Origin of the sequence: Mycobacterium sp. H4Y (assembly GCF_000364405.1) — a bacterium.
Taxonomy (GTDB): Bacteria; Actinomycetota; Actinomycetes; order Mycobacteriales; family Mycobacteriaceae; genus Mycobacterium; species Mycobacterium intracellulare.
Genome location: NZ_AKIG01000002.1, coordinates 277,296 through 300,700 on the forward strand (window position 1 = coordinate 277,296; position 23,405 = coordinate 300,700).

The following is a 23,405-nucleotide window of genomic DNA, read 5'->3' on the forward strand; positions in this document are numbered from 1 at the left end:
GCTGAAAGTTCAATCATGGCAATCAATCTGGAACTGCCCCGCAAGATGCAAGCGGTCACGACCAAGACGCATCAGGGCGCCGCTGAGTTAATGCGGCCGATCGCCCGCAAGTACGACCTCAAGGAGCACGCGTACCCGGTCGAGCTCGACACCCTGTTCAGCCTCTTCGAAGGGGCCTCGGAGTCATTCGAATTCGCCGGAGCGAACGCGCTCGGCGGCGAGGACGAAGAGCGCGACAAGAACCACAACGGCGCCAACATGGCCGCGCTACTCCAGACGCTGGAAGCCAGCTGGGGCGACCTCGCGATGATGCTGTCGGTCCCCTACCAGGGGCTGGGCAACGCCGCCATCTCCGCCGTCGCGAACGACGAGCAGCTGCAACGCCTCGGCAAGGTGTGGGCGGCGATGGCGATCACCGAGCCCGGCTTCGGGTCGGACTCGGCGGCGGTCGCGACGACCGCCACCCTGGACGGCGACGAGTACGTGATCAACGGCGAGAAGATCTTCGTCACCGCCGGGTCGCGCGCCACGCACATCGTGGTGTGGGCGACCCTGGACAAGTCGCAGGGCCGCGCGGCGATCAAGTCGTTCGTCGTGCCGCGCGAGCACCCCGGGGTCACGGTCGAACGGCTCGAGCACAAGCTGGGCATCAAGGGTTCCGATACCGCCGCCATCCGGTTCGACAACGTCCGCATCCCGAAGGAAAACCTGCTCGGCAACCCCGAAATCGAAGTCGGCAAAGGCTTTTCCGGTGTCATGGAGACCTTCGACAACACCCGGCCCATCGTCGCCGCCATGGCCGTCGGCGTGGGGCGCGCAGCGCTCGAGGAGATTCGCAAGATCCTCACCGAGGCCGGCGTGGAGATCTCTTATGACCGACCGGCGCACGTTCAGAGCGCGGCGGCCGCCGAGTTCTTGCGAATGGAAGCCGACTGGGAGGCCAGCTACCTGCTGTCGTTGCGGGCGGCCTGGCAGGCCGACAACAAGATCCCCAACTCCAAGGAAGCGTCGATGAGCAAGGCCAAGGCCGGCCGGATGGTCACCGACGTGACCCTCAAGTCCGTCGAATTGGCCGGCACCGCAGGGTATTCCGAACAGACCCTGTTGGAGAAGTGGGCGCGCGACTCGAAGATCCTGGACATCTTCGAGGGCACCCAACAGATCCAGCAGCTGGTCGTCGCGCGCCGACTGCTGGGCCTGTCCTCGGCCGAGCTCAGGTAACTCGCGAGTTTCGGCGTCCGCGCCGAACGTGCAACCACGGCGAGACTTCTGCTGCTGATTTCTCGCCCTGAGCACACGTTCGGCGGAATTGGGCAGTGTCGCTTTGGTCTGCGGTCAGGTTAGCGTCGAAGCATGGACACGTTTCACGCGCTCGTCGCGCGCCAAGATGGTGACCGGATAACCGCGTCGGTCGAGACGCTTCGTCCCGACGACCTACCGTCCGGGGACGTGACGATCCGGGTGTTGTATTCGAGCGTCAACTACAAAGACGCCCTGGCGCTGACGCCCGGCGGCGGCGTGGTGCGCAACTATCCGGTGGTGCCCGGCATCGACCTGACCGGCGAGGTCGTCGAGTCCACCTCACCGGACTTCGCCGTCGGCGACGCGGTGCTGGCCCACGGTTATGCGATCGGCACCGGCCACCACGGCGGCTACGCCGAATACGCGCGGTTACCGGCCGACCAGGTGGTGGCGCTCGGCGCGTTGAGCCCCCACGAGGGCGCGGCGATCGGAACCGCGGGCTTCACCGCGGCGATGAGCGTGCAGGCGCTGATCGACTGGGGCATCGCGCCCGACGCCGGCGACATCGTCGTCACCGGCGCGACCGGCGGAGTCGGCTCGGTCAGCGTGGACCTGCTGGCGGCCGCCGGGTACCGGGTCGTCGCCTCGACCGGCAAGGCCGACGCCGCCGAGCGGCTGAAAACCCTTGGCGCCGCGGAGGTTATCGGTCGCCTGCCCGCCGATCCCGACGCCAAGCCGCGACCGCTCGGCAAGGCGCGCTGGGCGGGCGGGGTGGATTGCGTGGGCGGAGCGACGCTCGCCGATGTGCTCAGCACCATCGACTACGGCGGCGCGGTGGCGGCCAGCGGTCTCACCGGCGGTCCCGCCCTGCACACCACGGTGATGCCGTTCATCCTGCGCGGTGTGGCGCTGCTGGGAATGGACTCGGTGCTGATGCCGATCGGGCCGCGGCGCGCGCTGTGGGCACGGCTGGGTGATTCGTTGCGGCCGCGTCACTTGGACTCGCTGGTCAGCGACGTCGACGTGAAGGACGTCGTCGGCGTGATCGATCAGGTGCGCGCCGGCAAGTTCTCCGGCCGGGCCGTGGTGCGGGTCGCCGGCGGCTTTTGAGGCGGCAGTAGGCTCTGCTGGCATGCGCGCGGTACGGGTGACTCGGCTCGATGGTCCAGACGCGGTCGAGTTGGCCGACATCGACGAACCGACAGGTGAGGGGGTCGTCGTCGACGTGCACGCCGCCGGGGTGGCGTTCCCGGACGCCCTGCTCACCCGCGGCCTGTACCAGTACCGCCCGGAATTGCCCTTTGTGCTGGGCGCCGAAATCGCCGGCGTGGTCCGGTCGGCGCCCGCGGGCGCGCACGTGGGTCCCGGCGACCGGGTGGTCGGCCTCACGATGCTGTCCGGCGGCATGGCCGAGGTCGCAATCTTGGCCCCGGACCGGGTGTTCAAGCTGCCCGACAACGTGAGCTTCGAGGCCGGCGCCGGCCTGCTGTTCAACGACCTGACGGTGTACTTCTCGCTCACCGTGCGGGGCCGGTTGCAGCGCGGCGAGACGGTGCTGGTCCACGGCGCGGCCGGCGGCATCGGCACCTCGGCGCTGCGGTTGGCGCCGGCGCTGGGCGCCTCGCGCACCATCGCCGTCGTCAGCACGCAGGACAAGGCCGACATCGCCACGGCCGCTGGCGCGACGGACGTGGTGCTGGCTGACGGGTTCAAGGACGCGGTCAAGGAGCTGACCCACGGCCGTGGCGTCGACATCGTCGTCGACCCGGTCGGCGGCGACCGGTTCACCGATTCCCTGCGCTCGCTCGCCCCCGGCGGACGACTGCTGGTCGTCGGATTCACCGGCGGTGAAATCCCCACCGTCAAGGTAAACCGATTGCTGCTCAACAACATTGACGTCGTCGGCGTGGGCTGGGGCGCGTGGGCGGGCACGCATCCGGGCGCGCTGGCCGAGCAATGGGCCGGCCTCGAACGTCTGCTCACCTCCGGGGAGCTGGCCCCGCCCGAGCCGGCCACCTACCCGCTGGACGAGGCCGCGGCCGCCGTCGCCTCACTCGAGAACCGCACTGCCAAGGGCAAGGTCGTGCTGCGCGTCCGGGGTTGACGGACGTATTTGTTGGCCGCCTCCCAGCGACAAAAGTCTGAGCGGGCGCGTTGCCATCGGAGTTGTCGCTGGGAGGTGGGCACCGAGCGGGTCCGGCCCGCCGGAGACGCCTGTGGCGACTGTGACTGACGCGAGACGACGACGGCCTCGCGCTCTTGCGGCCCTTGTGTCCGACCAAAACAAAAAGTAATGTCACTTTCAGTTTTGTGACCGCCGAGCTTGGCCCATCCGAGGAGCCGTCCATGGAATCCTTTGTGCACCTGCGGAAAGGGAAGACGCCACGCCGGCTTCATGCCGATCTTGACGGGCTCAAGGACGACGAGCTGGGCCGCGGCGGATTCACCGGCCGCACCGCCAACCTCTACCGGCGCAACGATCCCACCGCCTACCGGTCGGTCGGCCCGCTGCGCCCCCTCGACGTGCTGTCCAGCGAGCTCAAGCCCGGCGACGCCACGGACGCGGGCGGCGGGCCGCTGCTGATGTTCCGCAACGACGACTGCCGAATTCTGTTGAGCCGTCGCCATGAGCCGATGCCGTTCTTCGCTCGTCACGTCGACGGCGACCTGTTGTGCTTCGTCCACCAGGGCAGCGGTCTGGCCGAGACGGAGTTCGGGCCGCTGCGCTATCGGGAGGGCGACTGGCTGTACATCCCTAAGGCGTGCACCTGGCGCCAGCGCCCCGATACCGCGACGACGATGCTGATGATCGAGGCCCGCGACGAGTTTCGGATACCGCCGCCCGGCGCGCTCGGCCGCCACTTCCCCTTCGACCCGTCGCAGGTCGTCATCCCCGAGCCGGTCCCCGCCGACGACGACGCATCCGGCGGCGAGTACGAGGTCCGGCTGATCCACGAGGGCGGTCCGACAACGCTGTTCTACCAACACAATCCGCTCGACGTCGAGGGCTGGCGCGGCGACAACTTCGCGTTCACGTTCAACATCTCCGACTACAACGTCGTCACCTCCGACAGCGTCCACCTGCCTCCGACCGTGCATCTGTTCATGCAGGCCACCGGCGTCTACGTGATGAACTTCCTGCCCAAGCCCGCCGAGGGCGTCCCGGGCACCGAGCGCACACCGTGGTATCACCGCAACGTCGACTACGACGAGATCGCCTTCTTCCACGGCGGATCGCTCTACGGCATCCCGATGCCGCCCGGTTTGATTTCGCATGCGCCGCAAGGGGTTCACCACGGGGCACCGGAGAAGGCGCGGGAACGGGCGCGCCGCAAGTTCGACGAATACTCCCGCGTCGACTGGCAGGTGATCGCCATCGACACCCGCCGCCGGCTGACCCCGTCGGCGGAAATACTCGCCCACGACCTAGGACAACATTGATGACCACGCCGGTGAAACCCAAGAAGCACGAGTACGACCGCATCCCCTATCTCGTTGCCTTCCAGAACAATTCCGGTGTCCGGGACGTCTACGGCGGCCTGGCCGAGATCACCGTGCTGGAAAGCTACCTGCTCAAGCCCAAGGACAATCCGTCGGACACCGTGCTGGTGTTCATGCACCCGATCGGCGGTGGCGCCTACCTGCCGATGATCAATGCCCTGGCCCGCGCCGGTCATCACGTCATCTACTGCAACAGCCGCTTCCGCGGCACCGACTCAGCGCTGCTGATGGAGAAGGTGGTCGAGGACCTCGGCGAGTGCATCAAGGACGCCAAGAAACGGCTGGGCTACTCCAAGGTGGTGCTGGCCGGGTGGAGTGGCGGAGGTTCGCTGTCGGTGTTCTACCAGCAGCAGGCGCAGAATCCGACGATCACCTCCAGTCCGACCGGTGACGGCCCCGACCTGACCAAACTCGACCTGCCCGCCGCCGACGGCATCATGCTGCTGGCCGCGCACATCAGCCGGCACGGCACGCTGACCGAATGGCTGGACGCGTCGATCCTCGACGAATCCGACCCCACCAAGCGCGATCCCGAGCTGGACCTGTACAACCCGGACAACCCCAACCAGCCGCCCTACAGCCAGGAATTCCTGGCCCGGTACCGGCAGGCGCAGGTCGACCGCAACCGCCGCATCACGGCGTGGGTCAAAGACAAGTTGGCCGAGCTGAAGGCCGCCGGCCGGCCGGACGACGAGTTCGGGTTCGTCGTGCACGGCACCATGGCCGACCCGCGATGGCTGGACCCGACCGTCGATCCCAACGAACGCGCCCCTGGGACGTGCTACCTGGGGGATCCTCAAGTGGTGAACATGAGCCCCGTCGGGTTGGCCCGGTTCTCGACGTTGCGCGGCTGGCTCTCGCAGTGGAGTTACGACGACGCCCGCGGCGACGCGGTGTCCTGCGGCCCAGACATCGCGATCCCGGCGCTGGTGATCGGTAACCTGGCCGACGACGCGTGCACACCCAGCCACACCCGGCGGCTTTTCGAAGCGATCGGACACCCCGACAAGGAGATACACGAAATCCCCGGCGCCACACACTATTACGCGGGACCCGACCAGCGCGACGCGCTGCGCACGGCGGTCACCATCGTCACGGACTGGCTGGTCCGGCACGACTTCGCGAGCGCCGAGTGATTCCCACTGGTCCGCTGGACGGCGTCCGGGTGCTCGAACTGGGCACCCTGATCGCCGGCCCGTTCGCCGGGCGGCTGCTGGGCGACATGGGCGCCGACGTCATCAAGGTGGAACTACCCAAGGCCCCGGACCCGTTGCGCACCTGGGGCCAGGCCGAAGTCGACGGGCAGCACGTCTTCTGGACGGTGCACGCCCGCAACAAACGAGCCATCACCCTCGACCTGCGCCACCCCCAGGGCCGCGAACTGTTCTGCGAGCTCGTCGAGAAATCCGACATCGTGGTGGAGAACTTCCGCCCGGGCACCCTGGAGAAGTGGAACCTGGGCTACGACGTGCTGTCCGAGCGCAACCCCGGCATCATCCTGGTGCGCGTGTCCGGTTACGGACAGACCGGACCCGACGCGTCCAAGGCCGGTTACGCGTCGGTCGCCGAGGCGGCCAGCGGACTGCGACACCTCAACGGCTTCCCTGGCGGCCCACCACCCCGGCTGGCGCTCTCGCTCGGCGACAGCCTCGCGGGCATGTTCGGCGCCCAGGGAGCGCTGGCCGCGCTGTACCGCCGCAGCGTGACCGGGCGCGGCCAGGTGGTCGACGTCGCGCTCACCGAATCCTGTTTGGCCGTCCAGGAATCCACGATCCCCGACTACGACGTCGGCGGCGTGGTGCGCGGACCGTCGGGCACCCGGCTCGAGGGCATCGCCCCGTCCAACATCTACCGCAGCGCCGACGGCTCGTGGGTGGTGATCGCCGCCAACCAGGACACCGTCTTCGCGCGGCTGTGCAAGGCCATGGGGCGCCCGGAGCTGGCCACCGACGACCGGTTCGCCACGCACGTCGCGCGCGGCCGCAACCAGGACGAGCTCGACAACATCATCGGCAGCTGGGCGGCCGAACGCCAGCCGGGCGAGATCATCGAAACCCTTTCCGCCGCAGGGGTGATCGCGGGTCCCATCAACACGGTCGCCGAGGTCGTCAACGACCCGCAGCTGCGGGCCCGCGACATGCTGGTCGAGCACTACGACGAGCGGTTGCGGCGCAATGTCCTCGGACCCGGCATCGTTCCGGTGCTCTCGGAATCTCCGGGCCGGCTGCGCAACGCCGGTCCGGCGCGTCCGGGCGAACACAACGACGACGTCTACGTCGGGTTGCTCGGCAAGACCGCCGAGGAGCTCGACGAGCTGCGGGCCCAGGAGGTGCTATGACCACCCAGCATGTCCAGATTCGGGAAGTAGCCCTGCGCGACGGCCTGCAGATCGAGGCGCCAATCCCGTTGTCGGCCAAGCTCGAACTGCTGGCCGCGGTGGCGGCCACCGGCGTCCGCGAGGTGGAGGCCACCGCGTTCGTCTCCCCGACGAAGGTGCCGTCGATGGCCGACGCCGCCGAACTCGCCGCCCACCTGCACGACTACCCCGACATCGAATTCTCCGCCCTGGTCGCCAGCCCCAACGGGGCCAGGCGGGCCGTCGCGGCGGGGCTGCGCTCCATCGAGTACGTGGTGGCCGCCGACGACACCTTCAGCAAGGCCAACGTCGGGCGCACCAGCGCGGAAGCGACCAACCAGATCGACGAGATCGTCGCGATCGCGCACGACGGCCCCACCGGCGTCCCTGTCACCGTCGAGGTCGTCATCGCCACGGCGTGGGATTCGCCGTTCGAAGGCCCCACCTCGCCGCAGCGGGTGCTCGACATCGCCGCGGCCGCACGCGAGCGCGGCGCCGACCGGCTGTCGATCGCCGACACCATCGGCACCACCACCCCGGGCCGCGTGAGTTCGCTGATCGCGCAACTGCGTCCGGTCATCGGGGACATGCCGCTGGGCGGCCACTTCCACAACACCCGCGGCTCCGGACTGGCCAGCGCCTACGCCGCGGTCACCGCCGGGGTGACCCGGCTGGACGCCTCGGTCGGCGGGCTGGGCGGCTGCCCGTTCGCCCCCGGCGCCACGGGCAACATCGCCACCGAGGACCTGGTGTATCTGCTGCGCGACAGCGGTATCGACGTCGACGTCGACCTGCAAGCCGCCATCGCCGCGGCCGCCGTGGCGAAGTCGTTGGTGGGCCACGATTTACCGAGCTCCCTGCTGCGCGCCGGCGACCGGATACAGAATTGATGTCCGCCCCGGAGGCAACCCGCGAGCTGACCGCCAAAGGCCGCCAAACCAGGCAGGCCATCGAGCAGGCCGCCCGTAAACTGTTCGCCGAACGGGGCTTTCACGGCACCACGGTGGCCGACATCACGTCGGCCGCCGGGAAATCGCCGGCGGTGTTCTACCGCTACTTCACCGACAAGGAAGACCTGCTGGCGGCGCTGGCGAAATCGTTCCTGCACGAGGTGGTGACGCCGTCGGGGGCCAGTGTTCACCTGCCCGACGCAGCCGACGACGACGCCTTCTTCACCTCGGTGGTCACCGGCTACTGGAACATGTTCAAGCAGAACATCGGGATCATGATCGCGGTGGCCCAGCTGGCCGCCACCCAGCGCCGGTTCGCCGCCGTGCAGAACGAATTCCGGCGATTGGGCATCGATCTCGTGGCGGCCTCGGTGCGCCGCGCCCAGGAGCAGGGCTACGGCGCCGAATTGAACCCCGAACACACTGCGGCGGCCATCGCGCTGCTGTTCGAGAACTTCACCACCGTGTTCGTCGGTCCCTCCAACCTGGGCATCAAGATCAGCGACAAGGACGCCATCGCCACGCTGTCGACGATCTGGAAGAGAACCCTGTACGGCGCATAAGGAGAAACCATGGATTTCACGCTGCCCGAGCACCTTCCGGGTGTGCTCGCCGAGATGGACGAGTTCATCGAGGCCGAGATCAAACCGCTGGAACGCGAGAACATCCAGTATTTCGACCAGCGCCGCGAGCACGCGCGCACCGATTGGGACAACGACGGCATTCCCACCCGCGAGTGGGAGGACCTGCTCGCCGAGATGCGCAGGCGCGCCGACAAGGCGGGCTGGCTGCGCTACGGCCTGCCGGCCTCGCTCGGCGGCCGCGACGGCAGCAACGTCGACATGGCCGTCATCCGGGAACACCTGGCGCGCAAGGGACTTGGCCTGCACAACGACCTGCAGAACGAGTCGTCGATCGTCGGGAACTTCCCGCAGGTGATCATGATAGAGCGCTTCGGCACCGACGAGCAACGCCGGGTGTGGTCGGAAGCGCTGATCACCGGGGAACGTTCGATGGCGTTCGGATTGACCGAGCCCAAGCACGGCTCGGATGCCACCTGGCTGGAAACACACGCCGAACGTGACGGCGAGGACTGGGTGATCAACGGCTCCAAACGGTTCAACACCGGCGTGCACCGCGCCACCCACGACCTGGTCTTCGCACGCACCTCCGGGGAGCCCGGCGGCGCACGCGGAATCACCGCGTTTCTGGTGCCGACCGATACGCCGGGGTTCGAGGTTCCCTACTACTGGTGGACGTTCAACATGCCCACCGACCACGGCGAGGTCGAGCTGACCGACGTTCGGGTGCCCGCGGACGCGGTGCTCGGCGAGGTGGATCGCGGCCTGGAGGTGGCGCAAACCTTCCTGCACGAGAACAGGATTCGGCAGGCGGCCAGCAGCCTGGGCGCCGCGCAATACTGCATCGACCGCGCCGCCGAATACGCCGGCGGCCGAACGGTGTTCGGCAAGCCGCTGTCGGTCAACCAGGCGGTGCAGTGGCCGCTGGCCGAGTTGCAGACCGAAGCGCAGATGGTGCGCCTACTGGTCCAATACGCCGCCTGGCATCTGGACCGCGACCACCACATGGAGGTCTCCGACACGGTGTCGATGGCGAATTACCGCGCCAATCGCCTGGTCTGCGACGCCGCCGATCGCGCCATGCAGATCTTCGGCGGCCTCGGGTACAGCCGGCACGAGCCGTTCGAGCACATCTACCGACACCACCGTCGTTACCGGATCACCGAGGGCGCCGAAGAGATCCAGATTCGCCGGGTGGCGCAGCGGCTGTTCAACTTCGGCCGAAAATGATGCACGACGACGAGTCGGCACAGCTGCCGGCCAAACTCGCCGCCGTGCTCACGTCGGCCATCGGCGCCGACACGGCGGTCGAGAACCTGCGCGCGCTGACCGGCGGCGCCAGCAGAACCACCTGGGCGTTCGAGGCGGTGACCGGCGCGCAACGCCGCTCGCTGATCCTGCGCACCGGTCCACCCGACGACGTGCATGCCGGCATGGAACTCGAGGCCCGGTCCCAGGCCGCCGCCGCGGCCGCCGGCGCTCCGGTCCCCCACGTCCTGATCGCCGACGATTCGCCTGCGGCACTGGGTAATCCGTTTCTTATCTGCGATGAGATCAAGGGCGAGACCATCGTGCGGCGCATCCAACGCCGGCTCGACGCCGGTGACGGGCACGCCGGCCGCGCCCGATTGCTGCGGCAGTGCGCGCAGGCGGCGGCCGCCATTCACCGCGCCGACCCACACGGCCCGGGCCTGGCACACGAGGACCAGCTCGACGAATGGCGCCGGCGCCTCGACGACATGGGCGACACCACCGCCACCTTCGAATGGGGGTTTCGCTGGCTGGCCGCAAACCGGCCCGACCCGACGCCGGCGGTGCTGGTGCACGGCGACTTCCGGATGGGCAACCTCATCGTCGACGGATCCGACCTTGCCGCCGTGCTGGATTGGGAACTTGTGCACGTCGGCCAGGCGTACGAAGACCTGGCGTGGTTCTGCATCCGGGCCTGGCGATTCGGCGCCCCGGCCAGCCTGGGCGCCGGCGGCCTCGGCAGCATCGAGAGCTTCCTGCGGGCCTATGAGCAGTCCGGCGCGACTACCGTCGACCGGGTGGCGTTTCACTGGTGGCTGGTGCTGACCACGCTGCGCTGGGGTGTCATCTGCCGATTCCAGGCGGAACGGCATCTGAGCGGTCAGCACCGCTCGGTCGAGCTGGCCACCATCGGGCGCCGCGTCTGCGAGACCGAGTGGGACTTGCTCAACCTGCTCGCGCCCGCCGACGATGCGCGCCCCGCGGCGGCGCGAGGAGGAGGCGGGCAATCGGGGCCGGGCGCAGCCATGACCGGCGCGTACGGCCGCCCGCGGGCGGCCGAACTCGTGGCCGCGGTGGCCGAATTCCTGGAGACCGACGTGCGCGCGGCGACCGACGGCCAGGTCAACTTTCACGCCAGGGTGGCGGCCAACGCCCTGCGCATCGTCGAGCGCGAACTGCTCGACGACAGCGAGGCCGAATCCCGTGCGGCGCTGGCCGGCCTGGGTGTCGCCGACGAGGACCAGCTGGCCGCCGCGATCCGGTCCGGCGAGATGGACGACCGGGCGGCCGACGTCACGGCCTGCCTGCGCACCCTGGTACGGCGCCGGCTCGCCGTCGCCCACCCCGGATACGACAGCGAATAGGAGCCACCGCCATGCCCGCGTCCCGCGCAGAAACGGTCATCGAGGCCGCCGACCGCTTGTTCACGGCGATCGAGCGAGGCGATGTCGCGGCGGTCGGCGCGATGTGGAGCGACGACATCGCGGTATGGCGCGTCGGCTCGCGCCGCGACCCCCTCAAAACGGACGACAAGGCCCGCGCGATGCGGGTCATCGAGTGGTTCATCGGCGCGACCACGCAGCGCCGCTACGAAATTCTCGACCGGCAGCTCTTCGACGACGGGACCGCTCAGGGCTTCGTCCAGCAGCACGTCCTGCACGCGACCGGGCATGCGGCGCAATCGATCTCGCTGCGCGTGTGCATCGTGATCCGGGTGAACACCGACGGCCGGATCGAGCGCATCGACGAATATTTCGACCCCGCCGGGATCGCGCCGTTGCTGGATTGAGACTAGATTCGCCACCAGACATGGGGGTGACGATGACGACTTTGGAGACACTGCTTCACGATCCCGACCTCGCCGGCGGGTGGAACCTGGTCCCGGATCGCTCGGCCATCACGTTCAAGGTCCGCAACATGTGGGGGCTCGTCAACGTCAAGGGCCGCTTCACCGACTTCACCGGCGACGGCCAACTGACCGGCAAGGGAGCGGTTTTCGGGCGCGTCGACATCCGGGCCGCCTCGCTGGACACCGGGATCGGCCGCCGCGACAAACACCTGCGCTCGGCGGACTTCTTCGACGTGGACCGCTTTCCCGAGATCAGCGTCGTCGTCACCGCGCTGCGCCCCACTCAGGGCCCTCCCAAAGGCAAGGCCGCCAACGTTCGGGCCAACTTCACCGTCAAGGGCATCACCGCGGAGCTGCCGCTGCCCGTCACGATCTCCGAACTCGACGACGGCTCGGTCCGCGTCGCCGGCGAGACCACGCTCGATCGTGCCCGGTTCGACCTGGGTTGGAACCGGCTCGGCATGATCGGCCCGACGGTGACCGCGGCGGCGGAAGCCATCTTCGTGCGCGAATCGCGATGAGATTTCTGCGGGCACCGGCGATAAACCCGCAGCGACCCCAGTAGCATCTGCACCGTGTCCGACAGCCTCCCCCAGTCCAGCGTCGCCCTGCGGATCCTCGTCTACAGCAGCAACGCCCAAACCCGCGAACGGGTGATGCGCGCGCTCGGCAAGCAGCTGCACCCGGATTTGCCCGAGTTGAGCTATGTCGAGGTGGCGACCGGTCCGATGGTGGTGCGGACGATGGACGAGGGCGGCATCGACTTGGCCATCCTGGACGGCGAAGCCACCCCGACGGGCGGCATGGGAATCGCGAAACAGCTCAAAGACGAACTCGAGACCTGCCCGCCGCTGGTGGTGCTCACCGGGCGTCCCGACGACGCGTGGCTGGCGTCCTGGTCGCGCGCCGAGGGTGCGGTGCCACATCCCATCGACCCCATCCTGCTGGGCCGCACGGTCCTCAATTTGCTGCGGACCCCGGTTCGCTGACTTTCTCCTAGCCGCGGCGTTGCCGCGGCTTTTGCCTTCCGCTGACCGCCTGCGGCGGTTCTGACCACCGGCGCCGGTCCGAGTTCGCGCAGCACAGCACGCGCGCGGCCCCCCAATAGTGCAAAACGCCCACCCCGGGCAAGCGCACCGCGCGCCGCGACGCTATGTTGAAGATCACTGTGACGGGCTCCAGACCCAGTTCGTCACAGCAGCCCGGTTACCGCCTGGCCGCTGCAGGCGGCTCGTACGACGGATCATGGAGCGAATTGAACGTCTACATACCCATCCTGGTGCTCGGTGCGATCGCCGCGGCCTTTGCCGTGGGCTCGGTGGTGATCGCGAGCCTGGCGGGCCCGTCACGGTTCAACAAGTCGAAGATGGCGGCCTACGAGTGTGGGATCGAACCCACCGAGACCTCGGTGAGCGGGCCGCATGCGACGGCAGGACAGCGGTTTCCGGTGAAGTACTACCTGACCGCGATGCTGTTCATCGTCTTCGACATCGAAATCGTGTTCCTGTATCCGTGGGCGGTCAGCTACGACGCGTTGGGCACGTTTGCTCTGGTCGAAATGGTCGTGTTCATGCTCACGGTCTTCGTGGCCTACGCCTACGTGTGGCGCCGCGGCGGCCTGACGTGGGATTGAGGTAAAACGTGGGTCTTGAGGAACAGCTGCCCGGCGGGATTCTGCTGTCCACGGTCGAGAAGGTGGCGGGCTATGTCCGCAAGAACTCGCTGTGGCCGGCGACATTCGGGTTGGCCTGCTGCGCCATCGAGATGATGGCAACCGCCGGGCCAAGATTCGACATCGCGCGGTTCGGCATGGAACGCTTCTCGGCCACCCCCCGGCAGGCCGATCTGATGATCGTCGCCGGCCGGGTCAGCCAGAAGATGGCACCGGTGTTGCGGCAGATCTACGACCAGATGGCCGAGCCGAAATGGGTGCTCGCCATGGGCGTGTGCGCGTCGTCGGGCGGAATGTTCAACAACTACGCGATCGTCCAGGGCGTGGATCACGTGGTCCCGGTGGACATCTACCTGCCCGGATGCCCGCCACGGCCGGAGATGCTGCTGTACGCAATCCTGAAGCTGCACGAGAAGATTCAGGAGATGCCGCTGGGCGTCAACAGGGAAGACGCCATCGCCGAGGCCGAGCAGGCGGCGCTGTCGGCCCGGCCCACCATCGAGATGCGCGGACTGCTCCGATGAGTTCGCCGAATCAGGATCCTCACGAGGCGATCGGCCGCGCCGACGAAGAAGTCATCGACGTACGCCGCGGAATGTTCGGCGTCCAAGGCTCGGGTGACACGTCCGGCTACGGCCGGCTGGTGCGCGAAGTCCTGCTTCCGGGCAGCAGCCCGCGGCCCTACGGCGGCTACTTCGACGAGCTCGTCGACGGACTGGCCGAGGCCCTGAAAAAGGGTGGCGTCGAATTCACGGACGCGATCGAAAAAGTGGTGGTGTACCGCAACGAGCTCACCTTGCATGTGCGCCGGGAGGCGCTGCCGCAGGTCGCCCAGCGCCTTCGCGACGAACCGCAACTGCGCTTCGAAATGTGCCTGGGCGTCAGCGGGGTGCACTACCCGCACGAGGCCGACCGCGAACTGCACGCGGTTTATCCGCTGCAATCGATCACGCACAACCGCCGCGTCCGCCTGGAAGTGTCTGCGCCCGACGATGATCCGCGCATCCCGTCGCTGTTCGGCATCTATCCGACCACCGACTGGCACGAGCGTGAGACCTACGACTTCTTCGGCATCATCTTCGACGGTCACCCGTCGCTGACCCGCATCGAAATGCCCGACGACTGGCACGGACATCCGCAGCGCAAGGACTACCCCCTCGGCGGAATTCCCGTCGAATACAAAGGCGCACAGATACCCCCGCCCGACGAGCGGAGAGCGTACAACTGATGAGCACCACCACCGAATCGACGCACGACGGCGCCGGCGAGACACTCGTGGTCGCCGGCGGCCAGGACTGGGACAAGGTCGTCGAAGCCGCCCGCAACGCCGATCCCGGCGAACGCATCGTCGTCAACATGGGGCCCCAGCACCCGTCCACGCACGGGGTGCTGCGGCTGATCCTGGAAATCGAGGGCGAGACGGTCACCGACGCCCGCTGCGGGATCGGGTACCTGCACACCGGCATCGAAAAGAACCTCGAATACCGCTACTGGACCCAGGGTGTCACCTTCGTGACCCGGATGGATTACCTCGCACCGTTTTTCAACGAGACCGCCTACTGCCTGGGCGTGGAGAAGCTGCTCGGCATCACCGACCAGATACCCGAGCGCGTCGATGTCATCCGGGTGTTGATGATGGAGCTCAACCGGATTTCGTCGCACCTGGTGGCCTTGGCCACCGGCGGCATGGAACTGGGCGCCATGACCCCGATGTTCGTCGGTTTCCGGGGCCGCGAGATCGTGCTGACCCTGTTCGAATCGATCACCGGCTTGCGGATGAACAGCAACTACATCCGGCCCGGCGGCGTGGCCCAGGACCTGCCGCCGAACGCGCAGACCGAGATCGCCGAGGCCCTCGAACCGCTGCGGGAAGTGCTGCGCGAGATGAGCGGTCTGCTCAACGAGAACGCGATCTGGAAGGCCCGCACCCAGGACGTCGGCTACCTGGACCTGACCGGGTGCATGGCGCTGGGCATCACCGGGCCGATCCTGCGTGCCACCGGGCTGCCGCACGATCTGCGCAAGAGCGAACCGTACTGCGGATATGAAAACTACGAATTCGACGTAATCACCGAGGACACGTGTGATGCTTACGGGCGCTACATGATTCGTGTCAACGAGATGTGGGAGTCGATCAAGATCGTCGAGCAGTGTCTGGACAAGCTGAAGCCCGGCCCGACCATGGTCGAGGACCGCAAGATCGCCTGGCCGGCCGACCTGAAGGTGGGGCCCGACGGCATGGGCAACTCGCCGGAGCACATCGCCAAGATCATGGGCGGTTCGATGGAGGCCTTGATCCACCACTTCAAGTTGGTCACCGAGGGCATCAGGGTTCCGCCCGGCCAGGTGTACACCGCGGTCGAGTCGCCGCGCGGGGAGCTCGGCGTGCACATGGTCAGCGACGGCGGCACCCGGCCCTACCGAGTGCATTACCGAGACCCCTCCTTCACCAACCTGCAGTCGGTCGCCGCGATGTGCGAGGGCGGGTTGGTCGCCGACCTGATCACCTCGGTCGCCAGCATCGACCCGGTCATGGGCGGGGTGGACCGGTGACCGGCCCGCAGGGACAGCCGGTCTTCCTCCGGCTCGGCCCGCCGCCGGACGAGCCCAACGCGTTCGTCGTCGAGGGCGCGCCCACGTCGTATCCGCCCGAGGTGCGGGCCCGGCTGGAGGTCGACGCCAAGGAGATCATGGGCCGCTACCCCGAGAAGCGCTCGGCGCTGCTGCCGTTGCTGCACCTGGTGCAGGCGCAGGATTCCTACCTGACGCCGGCGGGCCTGGAGTTCTGCGGTGAGCAGCTGGGACTCAGCGGGGCCGAGGTGTCCGCGGTGGCGAGCTTCTACACCATGTATCGCCGCGGTCCCACCGGCGACTACCTGGTGGGCGTCTGCACCAACACGCTGTGCGCGGTCATGGGCGGCGACGCCATTTTCGATGCCCTGAAAGAACATTTGGGCATCGGCAACGACGAGACGACGGCCGACGGATCGGTCACCCTGCAACACATCGAATGCAACGCCGCCTGCGACTACGCGCCCGTGGTGATGGTCAACTGGGAGTTCTTCGACAACCAGACTTGCGAATCGGCGCGCGAACTCGTCGACTCGCTGCGTTCCGGTGAGCCCAAGGCCCCCACCCGCGGCGCGCCGCTGTGCGCCTTTCGGGAGACGTCGCGCATCCTGGCCGGCCTGCCCGACGAGCGGCCCGACCAGGGGCAGGGAGGCGCCGGTGCGGCGACCCTGGCCGGCCTGAAGGTAGCCAAGGAACACGGCATGCAGGCGCCCGGCGCGCCGGAAGGCCAGCAATGACAACCACTTCCGAAACGTCCGGCGCCACGCCGCTCACTCCGGTGCTCAGCCGCTTCTGGGACGACCCCGAGTCCTGGACGCTGGAGACCTACCGCCGGCACGGTGGCTACGAGGCGATGAAGAAGGCGCTGGCGATGGAGCCGGACGCGGTGATCGGGCTGGTGAAGGATTCCGGGCTGCGCGGGCGCGGCGGCGCGGGCTTCTCGACCGGGACCAAGTGGTCGTTCATCCCGCAGGGCGACACCGGCGCGGCCGCCAAACCGCACTACCTGGTGGTCAACGCCGACGAGTCGGAACCCGGTACCTGCAAAGACATTCCGCTGATGCTGGCGACACCGCACGTCCTCGTCGAGGGCGTCATCATCGCCGCCTACGCGATCCGGGCCAACCACGCGTTCATCTATGTGCGCGGCGAGGTGCTGCCGGTGCTGCGCCGCCTGCAGAACGCGGTGGCCGAGGCGTACGCCGCCGGATACCTGGGCCGCGACATCAACGGCTCGGGATTCGATCTGGAACTGGTCGTGCACGCGGGCGCCGGCGCGTACATCTGCGGCGAGGAGACCGCGCTGCTGGATTCGCTGGAAGGCCGACGCGGCCAGCCGCGGCTGCGGCCGCCGTTCCCCGCGGTCGCCGGCCTGTACGGCTGCCCCACGGTGATCAACAACGTCGAGACCATCGCGAGCGTGCCGTCGATCATCGGCAACGGCGTGGACTGGTTCCGCTCGATGGGAAGCGAGAAATCCCCGGGCTTCACGCTGTATTCGCTGTCCGGGCACGTCGCCCGCCCCGGGCAGTACGAGGCCCCGCTGGGAATCACGTTGCGGGAGTTGCTCGCCTACGCCGGCGGGGTGCGGGCCGGTCACCGGCTGAAGTTCTGGACGCCCGGCGGCTCGTCGACCCCGCTGCTGACCGACGAGCACCTCGACGTTCCGCTGGACTACGAGGGCGTGGGCGGCGCCGGCTCAATGCTGGGCACCAAGGCGCTGGAGATCTTCGACGAAACCACCTGCGTGGTGCGTGCGGTGCAGCGCTGGACGTACTTCTACAAGCACGAATCGTGCGGCAAATGCACGCCGTGTCGCGAGGGCACCTTCTGGCTGGACAAGATCTACGAGCGGCTGGAGGCCGGCACGGGCACGCACGAGGACCTCGACAAGCTGCTGGACATCTCCGACGCCATCTTGGGTAAAGCGTTCTGCGCCTTGGGCGATGGCGCCGCCAGCCCCGTCATGTCGTCGATCCAGTACTTCCGCGACGAATACGTCGCCCATGTCGAGGGCGGCGGGTGCCCGTTCGACCCACGAGACTCCATGCTGATACCGAACGGAAAGGCATGACGAGCTGATGACGAGCCTTGCCAAAACCGAGACCGGCGACGAGGTGCGTCCGCCGGAGATGGTGACACTGACCATCGACGGCATCGAAATCAGCGTTCCCAAGGGAACTCTGGTGATCCGGGCCGCCGAACTGATGGGCATCCAGATCCCGCGGTTCTGCGACCATCCCCTGCTGGAACCGGTCGGCGCGTGCCGCCAGTGCCTGGTCGAGGTCGAGGGCCAGCGCAAGCCGATGGCCTCGTGCACCACCGTGGCCACCGACGACATGGTCGTGCGCACCCAGCTCACCTCCGAGGCCGCCGACAAGGCGCAGCACGGCGTGATGGAGCTGCTGCTGATCAACCATCCGCTCGACTGCCCCATGTGCGACAAGGGCGGCGAATGCCCGCTGCAGAACCAGGCAATGTCCAACGGGCGGGCCGATTCTCGCTTCACCGACGAGAAGCGCACCTTCGCCAAGCCGATCAACATCTCCTCGCAGGTGCTGCTCGACCGCGAGCGCTGCATCCTGTGCGCGCGCTGCACGCGATTCTCCGAACAGATCGCCGGCGACCCGTTCATCGACATGCAGGAGCGGGGCGCCCTGCAGCAGGTCGGCATCTACGCCAACGAGCCGTTCGACTCCTACTTCTCGGGCAACACGGTGCAGATCTGCCCGGTGGGCGCGCTGACCGGGACCGCCTACCGCTTCCGGGCCCGTCCGTTCGATCTCGTCTCCAGCCCGAGCGTCTGCGAACACTGCGCCTCCGGGTGCGCACAGCGCACCGACCACCGCCGCGGCAAGGTGCTGCGCCGGCTGGCCGGCGACGACCCGGAAGTCAACGAGGAGTGGAACTGCGACAAGGGCCGGTGGGCGTTCACTTACGCGACCCAGCCCGACGTGATCACCACTCCCCTGATTCGCGACGCCGGCGGCTCGCTGCAGCCGACCTCGTGGTCACACGCGATCGCCGTCGCGACGCAGGGCCTCGAGGCGGCGCGCGGGCGCACGGGGGTGCTGGTCGGCGGCCGCGCGACCCTGGAGGACGCCTACGCCTACTCCAAGTTCGCGCGAATCGTGCTGGACAGCAACGACATCGACTTCCGCGCCCGGCCGAGCTCGGGCGAGGAGGCCGACTTCCTGGCGGCCCGCATCGCCGGCAGGCCGATGACCGTCAGCTACGCCGACCTCGAATCGGCGCCGGTGGTCGTGCTGGCCGGGTTCGAGCCCGAGGACGAGTCGCCGATCGTGTTCCTGCGGCTGCGCAAGGCGGCCCGCAAACGCGGGTTGCCCGTCTACGCGGTGGCGCCGTTCGCCACCCGGGCGCTGGACAAGATGTCCGGCCGGCTGATCAAGACCGTGCCCGGCGCCGAAGCCACGGCGCTGGACGGGTTGGCCACCGGCGAGGTGGGTGACCTGCTATCCACCCCCGGCGCGGTCATCATGGTCGGCGAACGCTTGGCCACCGTACCCGGCGGATTGTCCGCCGCGGCGCGGCTCGCCGACACCACCGGCGCCCGCCTGGCCTGGGTGCCGCGGCGCGCCGGCGAGCGGGGCGCGCTGGAGGCCGGTGCGCTACCCGGGCTGCTCCCCGGCGGCCGTCCGGTGGACGACGAGACCGCCCGGGCGCAGGTGGCGCGGGCCTGGAACGTGTCCGAATTGCCCTCCGGCCGTGGGCGTGACGCCGACGGCATCCTGGCCGCCGCCACCGACGGGACGCTGGGCGCGCTGCTGGTGGGTGGCGTCGAGCCCGACGACTTCGCCGACCCCGAAGCGGTGCTGGCGGCGCTGGACGGCGCCGGCTTCGTGGTCAGCCTCGAGATGCGGGACAGCGCCGTCACGCAGCGCGCCGACGTGGTGTTCCCGGTCGCGTCCACGACACAGAAGGCCGGCGCGTTCGTCAACTGGGAGGGCCGCTTCCGGCCCTTCGACGCCGCGCTGCGCAACACCCAGGACGCCACCCAGTCCGACCACCAGGTGCTCGACGCGCTGGCCGACGAGATGGGCGTCTACCTGGGCATGTCCACCGTCGACGCGGCCCGCGAAGAACTGGCCGCGCTGCGGCACTGGGACGGCAAGCGCCCCGCGAGCCCGGACGTCGCGGCGCCGCAGCCACCCGAGGTCGGCGCTGGTGAGGCGGTGCTGGCCGGCTGGCGGATGTTGCTGGACAACGCCCGAATGCAGGACGGTGAGCCACATCTGGCGGGAACGGCCCGCAAATCCGTCGTGCGGCTGTCCGCCGACACGGCCGCCGAGATCGGCGCCGCCGAGGGCGACGCGGTGACCGTCAGCACGTCACGCGGGTCCATCAGCCTGCCGCTGCTCGTCACCGACATGCCCGACCGGGTGGTGTGGCTCCCACTGAACTCGTCGGCGTCGGCGGTGTACCGCCAGCTCGGGGCAACCCCCGGCAGCATCGTCGCGATCGGAGTGAGCGCATGACTACCGGCTTGACGGTCTTCGGGCACGACACCTGGTGGCTGGTGCTCGGCAAGGCGCTGGCCATCTTCGTGTTCCTCATGCTCAACGTGCTCGTCGCGATCCTGCTCGAACGCAAGATCCTCGGCTGGATGCAGCGCAGGCCCGGACCGAACCGGGCGGGACCCTGGGGCGTCCTGCAGAGCCTGGCCGACGGAATCAAGTTGGCGCTCAAGGAAACGATCACGCCCGGCGGTGTCGACAAGTTCGTCTACTTCGCGGCGCCGGTCATCTCCACGATCCCGGCGTTCACCGCCTTCGCGTTCATCCCGTTCGGCCCGGTGGTGTCGGTGTTCGGCCACCGGACGCCGCTGCAACTGACCGACCTCCCCGTCGCGGTGCTGTTCATTCTGGGGCTGTCGGCCATCGGGGTGTACGGAATCGTGTTGGGCGGCTGGGCATCCGGGTCCACCTATCCACTGCTGGGCGGGGTGCGCTCCACGGCCCAGGTCATCTCCTACGAGGTGGCGATGGGACTGTCGTTCGCGGCGGTGTTCCTCTACGCCGGGTCCATGTCGACGTCACAGATCGTCGCCGCGCAGGACCGGGTCTGGTACGTGTTCCTGCTGCTGCCGTCGTTCGTGATCTACCTGATCTCGATGGTCGGCGAAACCAACCGGGCGCCCTTCGATTTGCCCGAGGCCGAGGGTGAACTGGTCGCGGGATTCCACACCGAGTACTCGTCGCTGAAGTTCGCGATGTTCATGCTGGCCGAGTACGTCAACATGATGACGGTGTCCTCGCTCGCCACCGCCTTGTTCTTCGGCGGCTGGCATGCGCCGTGGCCGCTGAACATGTGGGCCGGCGCCAACACCGGGTGGTGGCCGGTGCTGTGGTTCACCGCCAAGATGTGGACCTTCTTGTTCATCTACTTCTGGCTGCGGGCCTCGCTGCCCCGGCTGCGCTACGACCAGTTCATGGGCCTGGGCTGGAAGCTTTTGATCCCGGCCTCGCTGGTCTGGGTGCTGATCGCGGCGGTGATCCGCACACTGCGCAACCAGGGGTATCAGCACTGGACCCCGATACTCGTGGTGAGCAGCATCGTGTTCGCCACGGTCCTGGTGCTGTTGCTGCGAAAACCGTTCAGCGCGCCGGGGATTCGCGCGCTGGAGCGCCAGCTGCGGCGTCAGGCGAAGAAGCTGCCGGCCGCATCGATCTCCACACCGGTATTCCCGACACCGCCGCTGCCGGCGAAAGAGATGAAGTCGCTGGCGGCGGCGAGCAAGGAGGAAGCACATGGCTAAATTCTTGGACGCCGTGGCCGGATTCGGCGTGACGCTGGGATCGATGTTCAAAAAGCGCGTCACCGAGGAGTATCCGGAAAAGCCGGGACCGGTCATGCCCCGCTATCACGGGCGTCACCAGCTGAACCGCTACCCCGACGGCCTGGAGAAGTGCATCGGCTGCGAACTGTGCGCGTGGGCGTGCCCGGCCGACGCGATCTACGTCGAGGGCGCCGACAACACCGAGGAACTCAGGTACTCCCCCGGGGAACGCTACGGCCGGGTGTATCAGATCAACTATCTGCGCTGCATCGGCTGCGGCCTGTGCATCGAAGCCTGCCCGACCCGGGCGCTGACGATGACCAACGACTACGAGATGGCCGACGACAATCGCGCCGACCTCATCTACGAGAAGGACCGGCTGCTGGCCCCGCTGCTGCAAGACATGCTCGCGCCGCCGCATCCCAGGACCGAGGGCGCCACCGACAAGGACTACTACCTGGGCAACGTGACCGCACACGGGCTGCGAGACAACCAGCACGCCGGAGACTCCCGGTGACCGGTTTCGCGGGCCACGCCGTCACGTCCGTGACGGCCTCCAGTTTCGCCCACGACACCATCGCTCGAACCTCCACCGGCGAAGCGGTGACGTTCTGGGTACTGGGGGCGCTGGCGGTGATCGGTGCGCTCGGGGTGGTGTTGGCGGTCAACGCCGTCTACTCGGCGATGTTTTTGGCCATGACGATGATCATCCTGGCGGTGTTCTACATGATCCAGGACGCGTTGTTCTTGGGCGTCGTCCAGGTCGTCGTCTACACCGGCGCGGTGATGATGCTGTTCCTGTTCGTGCTGATGCTCATCGGCGTGGACTCCGCCGAATCGCTGCGGGAGACGCTGCGGGGTCAGCGCGTCGCCGCGGTGGCCGCCGGTGTCGGGTTCGGCATCCTGCTCATCGCCGCCATCGGCAACGTGGCCACGGGCGGCTTCGCCGGGCTGACCACCGCGAACGCCGCCGGCAACGTGGAAGGGCTGGCGGCGCTGATCTTTTCCCGCTACCTGTGGGCATTCGAACTCACCAGCGCATTGCTGATCACCGCGGCCGTCGGGGCCATGGTGCTGGCGCATCGCGAGCGTTTCGAACGCCGCAAGACGCAACGCGAGCTCTCCCAGGAACGATTCCGGCCCGGCGGGCACCCCACCCCGCTGCCCGGCCCCGGCGTGTACGCCCGCCACAACGCCGTCGACGTGGCCGCGCTGCTGCCGGACGGCTCGTACTCGAAGCTGTCGGTGTCGCCGATGCTGCAAAGCCGCGGCGCCGACGGCAAGAAGACCCCGTCCCCCGAGGCAAGCTCGAGTCTGTCACAAGGCGGTCCGTCGTGAATCCCGCTAATTACCTGTACCTTTCGGCGCTGCTGTTCACCATCGGGGCCGCCGGTGTGTTGCTGCGCCGCAACGCCATCGTGATGTTCATGTGCGTCGAGCTCATGCTCAACGCCGTCAACCTCGCGTTCGTCACGTTCGCGCGGATGCACGGCCACCTGGACGGGCAGATGATCGCTTTCTTCACGATGGTGGTGGCCGCCTGCGAGGTGGTCATCGGCCTGGCCATCATCATGACCATTTTCCGTGCCCGCAAATCGGCGTCCGTCGACGACGCGAACCTACTCAAAGGCTGAA

The 23,405-nt window shown here is 68.1% G+C and carries 24 protein-coding genes; all 24 read left to right on the plus strand.

What is annotated here, in order from left to right; translation table 11 throughout:
• Window positions 1–15: 15 nt before the first annotated feature.
• Window positions 16–1,221: an acyl-CoA dehydrogenase family protein gene (locus tag W7U_RS15105; protein WP_008259399.1), complete on the plus strand. Its 1,206-nt coding sequence runs from the start codon at window positions 16–18 to the stop codon at window positions 1,219–1,221.
• Window positions 1,222–1,353: 132 nt separating this feature from the next.
• Window positions 1,354–2,352, plus strand: coding sequence for an acryloyl-CoA reductase (locus W7U_RS15110; RefSeq protein ID WP_008259411.1), 999 nt, complete (start codon window positions 1,354–1,356; stop codon window positions 2,350–2,352).
• A gap of 22 nt (window positions 2,353–2,374) precedes the next feature.
• Window positions 2,375–3,346 (plus strand): NADPH:quinone oxidoreductase family protein, encoded by a 972-nt coding sequence (locus tag W7U_RS15115; protein WP_008259413.1) that lies wholly within the window; start codon window positions 2,375–2,377, stop codon window positions 3,344–3,346.
• A 242-nt stretch (window positions 3,347–3,588) separates the two neighbouring features.
• Complete coding sequence (locus tag W7U_RS15120; RefSeq protein ID WP_008259415.1) at window positions 3,589–4,683, plus strand: homogentisate 1,2-dioxygenase; 1,095 nt, start codon at window positions 3,589–3,591, stop codon at window positions 4,681–4,683.
• The gene (locus tag W7U_RS15125) at window positions 4,683–5,879 is read left to right on the plus strand and encodes an alpha/beta fold hydrolase (protein ID WP_008259417.1); all 1,197 of its coding nucleotides are present in this window, start codon (window positions 4,683–4,685) and stop codon (window positions 5,877–5,879) included. Before W7U_RS15120 ends, W7U_RS15125 begins: the two co-directional genes overlap by 1 nt.
• Entirely contained in the window at window positions 5,876–7,081 is a 1,206-nt protein-coding gene (locus tag W7U_RS15130; protein ID WP_008259419.1) for a CoA transferase, read from the plus strand. The genes W7U_RS15125 and W7U_RS15130 overlap by 4 nt, the downstream gene beginning before the upstream one ends.
• On the plus strand, window positions 7,078–7,989 hold the full coding sequence (locus W7U_RS15135) for a hydroxymethylglutaryl-CoA lyase (protein ID WP_008259421.1): 912 nt from the start codon (window positions 7,078–7,080) through the stop codon (window positions 7,987–7,989). Before W7U_RS15130 ends, W7U_RS15135 begins: the two co-directional genes overlap by 4 nt.
• A complete protein-coding gene (locus W7U_RS15140) occupies window positions 7,989–8,612 on the plus strand; it encodes a TetR/AcrR family transcriptional regulator (protein WP_008259423.1) in 624 nt (207 codons plus the stop codon). Before W7U_RS15135 ends, W7U_RS15140 begins: the two co-directional genes overlap by 1 nt.
• A gap of 9 nt (window positions 8,613–8,621) precedes the next feature.
• Window positions 8,622–9,860 (plus strand): acyl-CoA dehydrogenase family protein, encoded by a 1,239-nt coding sequence (locus W7U_RS15145; protein ID WP_008259425.1) that lies wholly within the window; start codon window positions 8,622–8,624, stop codon window positions 9,858–9,860.
• Window positions 9,857–11,245, plus strand: coding sequence for a phosphotransferase family protein (locus tag W7U_RS15150; protein WP_020823312.1), 1,389 nt, complete (start codon window positions 9,857–9,859; stop codon window positions 11,243–11,245). Before W7U_RS15145 ends, W7U_RS15150 begins: the two co-directional genes overlap by 4 nt.
• A gap of 11 nt (window positions 11,246–11,256) precedes the next feature.
• Window positions 11,257–11,670 carry a nuclear transport factor 2 family protein gene (locus W7U_RS15155; protein WP_008259430.1) on the plus strand — a complete coding sequence of 138 codons (414 nt, stop codon included), beginning with the start codon at window positions 11,257–11,259 and terminating at the stop codon, window positions 11,668–11,670.
• A 32-nt stretch (window positions 11,671–11,702) separates the two neighbouring features.
• A complete protein-coding gene (locus W7U_RS15160) occupies window positions 11,703–12,251 on the plus strand; it encodes a YceI family protein (protein WP_170320606.1) in 549 nt (182 codons plus the stop codon).
• A gap of 54 nt (window positions 12,252–12,305) precedes the next feature.
• Window positions 12,306–12,719, plus strand: coding sequence for a response regulator transcription factor (locus W7U_RS15165; protein ID WP_008259435.1), 414 nt, complete (start codon window positions 12,306–12,308; stop codon window positions 12,717–12,719).
• 266 nt (window positions 12,720–12,985) lie between these two features.
• A complete protein-coding gene (locus W7U_RS15170; protein WP_008259436.1) occupies window positions 12,986–13,363 on the plus strand; it encodes an NADH-quinone oxidoreductase subunit A in 378 nt (125 codons plus the stop codon).
• A gap of 8 nt (window positions 13,364–13,371) precedes the next feature.
• Entirely contained in the window at window positions 13,372–13,926 is a 555-nt protein-coding gene (locus W7U_RS15175; protein WP_008259437.1) for an NADH-quinone oxidoreductase subunit B, read from the plus strand.
• Entirely contained in the window at window positions 13,923–14,630 is a 708-nt protein-coding gene (locus W7U_RS15180) for an NADH-quinone oxidoreductase subunit C (protein ID WP_008259438.1), read from the plus strand. Before W7U_RS15175 ends, W7U_RS15180 begins: the two co-directional genes overlap by 4 nt.
• On the plus strand, window positions 14,630–15,955 hold the full coding sequence (gene nuoD / locus W7U_RS15185) for an NADH dehydrogenase (quinone) subunit D (RefSeq protein ID WP_008259439.1): 1,326 nt from the start codon (window positions 14,630–14,632) through the stop codon (window positions 15,953–15,955). Before W7U_RS15180 ends, nuoD begins: the two co-directional genes overlap by 1 nt.
• Window positions 15,952–16,710, plus strand: coding sequence for an NADH-quinone oxidoreductase subunit NuoE (nuoE, locus tag W7U_RS15190; protein WP_008259440.1), 759 nt, complete (start codon window positions 15,952–15,954; stop codon window positions 16,708–16,710). The genes nuoD and nuoE overlap by 4 nt, the downstream gene beginning before the upstream one ends.
• Entirely contained in the window at window positions 16,707–18,047 is a 1,341-nt protein-coding gene (gene nuoF, locus W7U_RS15195; protein WP_008259446.1) for an NADH-quinone oxidoreductase subunit NuoF, read from the plus strand. The genes nuoE and nuoF overlap by 4 nt, the downstream gene beginning before the upstream one ends.
• A 7-nt stretch (window positions 18,048–18,054) precedes the next feature.
• Window positions 18,055–20,469 carry an NADH-quinone oxidoreductase subunit G gene (locus tag W7U_RS15200; protein WP_008259449.1) on the plus strand — a complete coding sequence of 805 codons (2,415 nt, stop codon included), beginning with the start codon at window positions 18,055–18,057 and terminating at the stop codon, window positions 20,467–20,469.
• 8 nt (window positions 20,470–20,477) lie between these two features.
• Complete coding sequence (gene nuoH / locus W7U_RS15205) at window positions 20,478–21,749, plus strand: NADH-quinone oxidoreductase subunit NuoH (protein WP_008259451.1); 1,272 nt, start codon at window positions 20,478–20,480, stop codon at window positions 21,747–21,749.
• Entirely contained in the window at window positions 21,742–22,287 is a 546-nt protein-coding gene (nuoI, locus tag W7U_RS15210; RefSeq protein ID WP_008259453.1) for an NADH-quinone oxidoreductase subunit NuoI, read from the plus strand. The genes nuoH and nuoI overlap by 8 nt, the downstream gene beginning before the upstream one ends.
• Window positions 22,284–23,108: an NADH-quinone oxidoreductase subunit J gene (locus tag W7U_RS15215; RefSeq protein WP_008259454.1), complete on the plus strand. Its 825-nt coding sequence runs from the start codon at window positions 22,284–22,286 to the stop codon at window positions 23,106–23,108. The genes nuoI and W7U_RS15215 overlap by 4 nt, the downstream gene beginning before the upstream one ends.
• Window positions 23,105–23,404: an NADH-quinone oxidoreductase subunit NuoK gene (nuoK, locus tag W7U_RS15220; RefSeq protein WP_008259456.1), complete on the plus strand. Its 300-nt coding sequence runs from the start codon at window positions 23,105–23,107 to the stop codon at window positions 23,402–23,404. Before W7U_RS15215 ends, nuoK begins: the two co-directional genes overlap by 4 nt.
• Window position 23,405 lies beyond the last annotated feature (1 nt).

Coding starts and splice junctions, on each gene's coding strand:
- W7U_RS15105 (WP_008259399.1), top strand. CDS start 16: ATGGCAATCAATCTGGAACTGCCCCGCAAGATGCAAGCGGTCACGACC.
- W7U_RS15110 (WP_008259411.1), top strand. CDS start 1,354: ATGGACACGTTTCACGCGCTCGTCGCGCGCCAAGATGGTGACCGGATA.
- W7U_RS15115 (WP_008259413.1), top strand. CDS start 2,375: ATGCGCGCGGTACGGGTGACTCGGCTCGATGGTCCAGACGCGGTCGAG.
- W7U_RS15120 (WP_008259415.1), top strand. CDS start 3,589: ATGGAATCCTTTGTGCACCTGCGGAAAGGGAAGACGCCACGCCGGCTT.
- W7U_RS15125 (WP_008259417.1), top strand. CDS start 4,683: ATGACCACGCCGGTGAAACCCAAGAAGCACGAGTACGACCGCATCCCC.
- W7U_RS15135 (WP_008259421.1), top strand. CDS start 7,078: ATGACCACCCAGCATGTCCAGATTCGGGAAGTAGCCCTGCGCGACGGC.
- W7U_RS15140 (WP_008259423.1), top strand. CDS start 7,989: ATGTCCGCCCCGGAGGCAACCCGCGAGCTGACCGCCAAAGGCCGCCAA.
- W7U_RS15145 (WP_008259425.1), top strand. CDS start 8,622: ATGGATTTCACGCTGCCCGAGCACCTTCCGGGTGTGCTCGCCGAGATG.
- W7U_RS15150 (WP_020823312.1), top strand. CDS start 9,857: ATGATGCACGACGACGAGTCGGCACAGCTGCCGGCCAAACTCGCCGCC.
- W7U_RS15155 (WP_008259430.1), top strand. CDS start 11,257: ATGCCCGCGTCCCGCGCAGAAACGGTCATCGAGGCCGCCGACCGCTTG.
- W7U_RS15160 (WP_170320606.1), top strand. CDS start 11,703: ATGACGACTTTGGAGACACTGCTTCACGATCCCGACCTCGCCGGCGGG.
- W7U_RS15180 (WP_008259438.1), top strand. CDS start 13,923: ATGAGTTCGCCGAATCAGGATCCTCACGAGGCGATCGGCCGCGCCGAC.
- nuoD (WP_008259439.1), top strand. CDS start 14,630: ATGAGCACCACCACCGAATCGACGCACGACGGCGCCGGCGAGACACTC.
- nuoF (WP_008259446.1), top strand. CDS start 16,707: ATGACAACCACTTCCGAAACGTCCGGCGCCACGCCGCTCACTCCGGTG.
- W7U_RS15200 (WP_008259449.1), top strand. CDS start 18,055: ATGACGAGCCTTGCCAAAACCGAGACCGGCGACGAGGTGCGTCCGCCG.
- nuoI (WP_008259453.1), top strand. CDS start 21,742: ATGGCTAAATTCTTGGACGCCGTGGCCGGATTCGGCGTGACGCTGGGA.